Consider the following 6,000-nt stretch of genomic DNA (forward strand, 5'->3'; position numbering starts at 1 on the left):
GCCCTGCCGCGCCCCGGCGCGGTGCCGGCCGACCCGGCGGACGGCGGAGACCACGGGCCCCGCCCTGCGATCGGCGTAGGCCGTGATCTACTGCGGCGACGCGAACGATCGACGAGGGACCGAGGCGATGACCCGACACTGCCGTACGGCGATGACGGACCGGGCGAACCGGCGCTGTGAGCGGCACGACGCCCCTGTCGCCTGCCCGGACGCACTCGTCGGGGAGGAGCCTGTGATGCGGTCCGGCGGGCAGGAGCCTCTGACAGCCGCCATGGGGTGTGCGGCGACCGTGGTGCGCGCCGCCAGGCGTAGGGCAACGCCATTGCGGGGCACAGGCATTCGAGGAGTGGGCGTTTGGAGAGCGGCAGGCGCGGGACCGTGGCCGGTCGCCCCGGACCGGCCCGCCCGTCGGGGCGCCCCTGGCAGGGCCGGACGCACGGGCGGAGCACCGGTCCCCGCATGAACACGATGACGCTCTGGCACATATCGGCAGGGGGGTTCGCCGCGCTGGCCGCAGCGGCGATGCTCGTCGGCTTCTCCAAGACCGCCGTGAGCGGCGCCAACACCCTCAGCCTCGCGATCTTCGCCGCGGTTCTGCCCGCCCGCGCCTCCACCGGCGTCCTGCTGCCCGTGCTGATCCTCGGCGATGTCCTCGCGGTCCTCACCTACCGGCGGCACGCCCACTGGCCCACCCTGTGGCGCCTGTTCCCGGCGGTGGCCGTGGGCGTCGTCCTGGGCACCGTGTTCCTGGTATGGGCGGACGACGAGGTCGTACGGACCTCGATCGGCGCGATCCTGCTGCTGATGACGGCGGTCACGGTCTGGCGCCGCCGCGCCGCCGACCGGCCTGAGGACCCGGACGCGGTGACCACGCGTGCCGGCCGGATCAAGGCCCGCTCCTACGGCGTCCTCGGCGGCTTCACCACGATGGTGGCGAACGCCGGCGGCCCGGTGATGGCGATGTACCTGCTGTCCGCGGGCTTCCGCAAGCTGGGCTTCCTCGGCACCTCGGCCTTCTTCTTTCTGATCGTCAACGTCTCCAAGGTGCCCTTCAGCGTGGGCCTCGGCCTGATCCACGGCCGCTCACTGCTGCTGGACGCGGCGCTCGCGGTGTTCGTGGCGCCGGGTGCGCTCCTCGGTCGGTGGGCGCTGAACCGGATCAACCAGCGTCTGTTCGAGCAACTGGTGATCGTGGCGACCGTGGTGGGCGCGGCCCAGTTGCTGCTGCGCTGAGCGGGACCGCCGCGTCGGCGCCCCGGCAGGCAACGTTCGCCCTGTCGCGACGCCCGGCACGCTCCCCCAGACTCTCGGCTTCGCCGGTGAGGCCGTGGGAGGAGGGAACGCCGGGGCAGCCCGTACTCTCCTGGTCATGTCCCTGCACATTCTGGTTCTCGGCGGCACCACCGAGGCACGCGAACTGGCCGCCGCGCTCGCGGCCCGTTCCGACATGCGGGTGACCACATCCCTGGCCGGGCGGGTGTCCCGGCCGGGGACGCTCGACGGGGACGTACGGGTCGGCGGGTTCGGCGGCGCCGAGGGGCTGGCCGCGTGGCTTCGCGCGCAGCACGTGGACGCGCTGGTCGACGCCACGCACCCGTTCGCCGCCGGGATCACCGCGAACGCGGCGCGGGCCGCCGCGGCCACCGGTGTCCCCGCAGCGGTACTGCGCCGGCCCGGCTGGCGCGCGGGCCCCGGCGACCACTGGCACGAGGCGGCCTCGCTCGCCGACGCGGCCGCGCTGCTGCCGCCGCTCGGCCGGCGTGTGTTCCTCACCACCGGCCGACTCGGCCTCGCCGCCTTCGCCCACCTGACAGACCTTCACTTCGTCGTACGGTCGGTGGAGCCGCCCGGGCCGCCCATGCCGCCGGACACGGAAGTGCTGCTCGCCCGCGGGCCCTTCACGGTCGAGGACGAGACCGCGTTGCTGCGCGAGCACCGCGTCGAGGTGCTGGTGACGAAGGACAGCGGGGGAGCGGCGACGGTGGCCAAGCTCACGGCGGCACGGGAACGGGGTCTCCCGGTGGTCGTCGTACGGCGTCCGCCCCTGCCCGAGGGCGTCACGGCGGTACCGGACGTGCCCGCGGCACTCGCCCGGCTGGGGCTCGGCCCTCGCTGACGGGGGTGGCGGGGCGCGTGCGCGCTCGGGCAGCGCCCCGGCGGAGTGAGCGGCGAGGGATGCCGGACGCCGGTGACCGTCCGGTCCGGCTCAGTCCCGCGGCTGCCGACGCAGCAGATACGTGTCCATGATCCAGCCCTTGCGTTCCCTGGCCTCGGCCCGCAGCCGCTCGATGTGCTCCGCCGTCTCGGCCAGGGGGCCGGAGACGAGTATCTCGTCCGGCGTGCCGATGTACGCGCCCCAGTAGATGTCGATGTCCTGGTCCGCGTACTGCCGGAAGGTCTGATGGGCGTCGAGCATGACGACCACGTCGTCGACGCCTTCCGGGAAGCCCTCCGCGAGGCGGCGCCCGGTGGTGATCTGCACGGGCCGGCCCACCCGGTTGAGCCCCGTGCGATGCTTGGCGACAAGCGCCGAGACGCTGCTGATTCCCGGAGCGACGTCGTACGAGAAGGTCACCGCGCCGCGGGCCAGCACCTCCTCCAGGATGCCGAGGGTGCTGTCGTAGAGCGCGGGGTCGCCCCAGACGAGGAAGGCGCCGGTGTCCCCCTCGCCCAACTCCTCGGTGATGAGGCGTTCATAGATGTCGGCGCGCGCCGAGCGCCAGTCACCGACGGCGGGGGAGTAGGCGCTGCCGCCCGCGGTCCGGTCGCGCTCGGGGTCGCGTGCCTCGGCCAGGCGGTACGTCCCCTCCGGCAGGTGGGCGTCGAGAATGTCACGGCGCAGCCGGACGAGGTCCGACGTGACCTCGCCCTTGTCGAGCACGAAGAACACATCCGTGCTCTTCAGCGCCTTGACCGCCTGCAGGGTCAGCTGGTCGGGGTCGCCCGCCCCGATGCCGATGACATGAATCTTTCGCACGCCCCGAGTCTGCCGTACGCCACCTCGGGTCCGCGCCCACCCCTGCCCCGGTCCGCCTACCGCCGCTTCCCGCGCAGCCGGGGCGCCCACGCCCGTGCATCCACCGGAGCCGCCTCCCGCTCCACGGCCGCCGCCGACTCCCGTGCCCAGGCGACCAGTTGGGCCACCTCCATGCCGTACGGCCGGTCCTCGCCGGTCTCGGTCGCCCACTCCTCGACCGCCCCGGCACCGCGTCGCAGCAGCCGGGCACCGCCCGTCGCGTTGCCACGGGCCGCGTGCGTGAGGCCGACCGCCAACTGGGCGAGCCCGCGCCACAGGGCACGCTCCTCGGCCGGCCCCGACTTCCAGGCGTCCTCGAAGACCTCGTGCGCGTGGAACGGCCTGCCGGCATCCAGCAGTGCCTGGGCCTCGCTGACCGTGTCCTGCGGGGTCCGTAGGACGCCCTCCGGCTGCCGCGCCACGCCCGGCGCACCGTACGGCAGCGGTCGCCCCAGTCCGTCCCGCGGCCGAGCGCTGCGGGCCCGTCCCTCCGCGTCCCGGTCACGCCCCCGGCCCGCGCCGGCCTCCGATGCGTTGTTCATCCCCCGATTGTCCCCCGCCGTCCGTCCCCTTCGGGGCAGCCTCCGACGTGGGGTAAAGTTCTGTCCGCGCGATCACGCGGGCCACCGCGGGAAGCGCACCGGGACGTGGCGCAGCTTGGTAGCGCACTTGACTGGGGGTCAAGGGGTCGCAGGTTCAAATCCTGTCGTCCCGACAGTAGTCGGAAAGGCCGTTGGCCGGGAGAAATCCCAGGTCAGCGGCCTTTTGCATGACGAGCCGTCAGTTTTGATGAAGATTCGTTCGTATGCCGTTTGGGACCACTTTGGGGCCAGGGTGGTCGTCAGTGGCCTTTCCTGGGACCGGTAGGGCTCGAAAAGGGCCCGAATTTGGTCACTCGGTGCGATCGAGGCCGGATCGTTACTATCGATTCTCTGCCACCAGGTGCTCCAGCACGGCCGCGCCCTCCAGGACGCCGCTGCCGGGGCACGCCAGGACCTGCCCGGCTGGGTGGCCGCGCCGCAGCGCGACGCCGCCATGGACCCGGCCCACCGCACCTACCTGGATGACCGCGTCCAGCTGACCGCCGACCGGATGACCGCCCTTGGCCGAGCGCGTCACCACCAACCGATCCGACTGGAGCCAGAGCCTGGTCGAAGCCCCCGCCGACCCGAACGCCCGCGCCACCTGGACCCGGCACCTGGCCACCATCGCTGCCTACTGCGACCAGTACCAGGTCACCGACAACAACCCCGCCCAGCCCGTCGGCCCCTCCATCGAACAAGGCCGCGCCGGACACACCGCCCACTGGACCGCCGCCGCCTCCGCCCTCGCCGCCAGGCAACTCGCCCGCACCGGCACCGTGCCCAGCAGCACGAGCCAACGCCGGACGACACCGCTCGCGGCTCGCTCGCGGCGGACGTCTTCCGGACCCTCACGCCCGAGCAGCAGCAGACCGTCATCAACGACATCGCCACCCGCACCGGCGCCACCTGGCTCCAGCACACCCCGCTCACCGACAACGCCGCCCTACGTCACGTCACCGTCGTGGACCCGCTGACCACCGTGACGACCGAACGCGGCCACCTCACCCCCGAGAGCCGCCCCGCTCCCGCGGAGAACACGCCACCGAGCACCGCCGAAGCCTCCCCGGCGGCAGGGCCGAGCCTCGCCGAGCGCCGCCGCGCGGGCCGCGTAGCCGAGCGCGCCGCCCACCGCGAACAACTCCAGGCCCGCAACGGCCGAGCTGCCCGAAGCGTGACCCAGGTGCGCCGCGACGCCCAGCCGCAGCAGCCGGCTGTGCGCTCCCAGCGGCGACCCGAGCAGCCGCAGCAGCCCATGGTCCAGCAGCCCCCGCGCCAGCGCCCGGACCAGCAAGGACCACGCATCTGGTAGCGCGTGCGCCGAGCTGCCGCGACGCATTGCATGGAGCTGCGCTCTGGTCTTGGGCTGTCCGACGCGGGCCTGGGCTGGTGTTGTCGTAGGTGTCGTCGCGTCCTCCGGTCTGCCCAGGCTGGTCACCTCGTGGGGTGGGGCTTCATGCCGTGAATGGCTCACCCGCGCAGGCGTAGACTGGACCGTGCGGTCCAGCAAGACGGAGGGGCTACGGAGGGGCTATGGATAGGAAGCTGACGGCGAAGGGCAGGGCCACCAGGGCCCGCATCGTCGAGGGTGCGGCACTCCTGCTGAGGGCGCGGGGCATCGAGCAGGCCACCTTGGAAGACGTGATGGCCCGTACGGCGACCAGCAAGAGCCAGCTCTTCCACTACTTCCCCGCGGGGAAGGACGAGTTGCTCCTCGCTGTTGCCGAATTCGAGGCTGACCAGGTGCTGGAGGACCAGATGCCCTACCTGGGCTGTCTGGATTCCCTTGAGGCCTGGCAACAGTGGCGCGACGTGACGATCCAGCGCTACGAGGAGCAGGGCGACCGCTGCCCACTTGGTTCGCTGTCCCTGCACCTGGGCCACAGCACGCCGGGCGCGCGCGCAGTCGTGGTGAAGCTGATGCACCGCTGGCAGGAGTCGCTGGCCGCTGGCATCCGGGCAATGCAGGCTGCCGGGCATGTGCCCGCCGAGATGGACGTGGACGAGAGGGCGGCGTCCTTGCTGGCGGCGATCCAGGGCGGGGTGGTAATCCTGCAGTCGACGGGAGACGCCTATCATCTGCGGGCTGCGCTCGACACCGCGATTGGTGACCTTCGGCGCTACGCAGAGGCGCCGGACGCCCTGCCGTCGGCCGCTGGCCGCTGAAAGCCGCTTCGCGGAGCACTGTCTGGCAGCAGGGGCCGGCGCTCGGCGGCGCCGCGGGAGGCGAGGGGCTGTGAACCCAGGTGGCGCCAGTGGGTAGCGGGCAGAGGTCCTATCGGGTTCTCCTCTGCTTTCGAGTGCATTGAGAGCGTGGTGGTGAACCGCGCTGTAGCTCGATGATCTGCGGCTTTCGGGTGGTTGCGGTGTGGGGGTGGTCGGCCTGGGGCAGCCAGCGGGTGG

General features: G+C 72.5%; 8 protein-coding genes and 1 tRNA gene. 6 read left to right on the forward strand and 3 right to left on the reverse strand.

What is annotated here, in order from left to right:
- Nucleotides 1-459 precede the first annotated feature (459 nt).
- Both ACWD5Q_RS31540 and ACWD5Q_RS31545 read left to right on the forward strand, forming a co-directional pair.
- Complete coding sequence (locus ACWD5Q_RS31540; RefSeq protein ID WP_451430491.1) at nucleotides 460-1,233, forward strand: sulfite exporter TauE/SafE family protein; 774 nt, start codon at nucleotides 460-462, stop codon at nucleotides 1,231-1,233.
- 136 nt (nucleotides 1,234-1,369) lie between these two features.
- Complete coding sequence (locus tag ACWD5Q_RS31545; protein WP_451430492.1) at nucleotides 1,370-2,116, forward strand: cobalt-precorrin-6A reductase; 747 nt, start codon at nucleotides 1,370-1,372, stop codon at nucleotides 2,114-2,116.
- A gap of 90 nt (nucleotides 2,117-2,206) precedes the next feature.
- Here the strand turns inward: ACWD5Q_RS31545 and cobF are convergent, their stop codons facing one another.
- Together cobF and ACWD5Q_RS31555 are read right to left on the reverse strand one after the other, a co-directional pair.
- Nucleotides 2,207-2,977: a precorrin-6A synthase (deacetylating) gene (cobF, locus tag ACWD5Q_RS31550; protein ID WP_451430493.1), complete on the reverse strand. Its 771-nt coding sequence runs from the start codon at nucleotides 2,975-2,977 to the stop codon at nucleotides 2,207-2,209.
- A 56-nt stretch (nucleotides 2,978-3,033) separates the two neighbouring features.
- Nucleotides 3,034-3,558 (reverse strand): DUF309 domain-containing protein, encoded by a 525-nt coding sequence (locus ACWD5Q_RS31555; protein ID WP_451430494.1) that lies wholly within the window; start codon nucleotides 3,556-3,558, stop codon nucleotides 3,034-3,036.
- A 99-nt stretch (nucleotides 3,559-3,657) separates the two neighbouring features.
- On the opposite strand from ACWD5Q_RS31555, the gene ACWD5Q_RS31560 reads away from it, so the two are divergent.
- A tRNA-Pro gene (locus ACWD5Q_RS31560) sits at nucleotides 3,658-3,731 on the forward strand.
- Between the two features lie 206 nt (nucleotides 3,732-3,937).
- On the opposite strand, the gene ACWD5Q_RS31565 is transcribed toward ACWD5Q_RS31560, so the two are convergent.
- Nucleotides 3,938-4,138: a hypothetical protein gene (locus tag ACWD5Q_RS31565; protein ID WP_451430495.1), complete on the reverse strand. Its 201-nt coding sequence runs from the start codon at nucleotides 4,136-4,138 to the stop codon at nucleotides 3,938-3,940.
- Between ACWD5Q_RS31565 and ACWD5Q_RS31570 the strand changes: the two genes are divergently transcribed.
- The 3 genes from ACWD5Q_RS31570 to ACWD5Q_RS31580 all read left to right on the forward strand — a co-directional run bounded on the left by ACWD5Q_RS31570 (nucleotide 4,119) and on the right by ACWD5Q_RS31580 (nucleotide 5,763).
- Nucleotides 4,119-4,574, forward strand: coding sequence for a hypothetical protein (locus ACWD5Q_RS31570; RefSeq protein ID WP_451430496.1), 456 nt, complete (start codon nucleotides 4,119-4,121; stop codon nucleotides 4,572-4,574). The genes ACWD5Q_RS31565 and ACWD5Q_RS31570 overlap by 20 nt on opposite strands.
- 5 nt (nucleotides 4,575-4,579) lie before the next feature.
- Nucleotides 4,580-4,909: a hypothetical protein gene (locus ACWD5Q_RS31575; RefSeq protein WP_451430497.1), complete on the forward strand. Its 330-nt coding sequence runs from the start codon at nucleotides 4,580-4,582 to the stop codon at nucleotides 4,907-4,909.
- Between the two features lie 221 nt (nucleotides 4,910-5,130).
- Nucleotides 5,131-5,763 carry a TetR/AcrR family transcriptional regulator gene (locus tag ACWD5Q_RS31580; protein ID WP_451430498.1) on the forward strand — a complete coding sequence of 211 codons (633 nt, stop codon included), beginning with the start codon at nucleotides 5,131-5,133 and terminating at the stop codon, nucleotides 5,761-5,763.
- The last annotated feature ends 237 nt before the right edge of the window (nucleotides 5,764-6,000 follow it).

The sequence above is a fragment of the Streptomyces sp. NPDC002513 genome (genome assembly GCF_053595355.1).

Bases quoted from the DNA above. Each gene is read 5' to 3' on its own strand.
- ACWD5Q_RS31540 (WP_451430491.1), top strand. From the start codon at position 460: ATGAACACGATGACGCTCTGGCACATATCGGCAGGGGGGTTCGCCGCG.
- ACWD5Q_RS31545 (WP_451430492.1), top strand. From the start codon at position 1,370: ATGTCCCTGCACATTCTGGTTCTCGGCGGCACCACCGAGGCACGCGAA.
- ACWD5Q_RS31555 (WP_451430494.1), bottom strand. From the start codon at position 3,558: ATGAACAACGCATCGGAGGCCGGCGCGGGCCGGGGGCGTGACCGGGAC.
- ACWD5Q_RS31580 (WP_451430498.1), top strand. From the start codon at position 5,131: ATGGATAGGAAGCTGACGGCGAAGGGCAGGGCCACCAGGGCCCGCATC.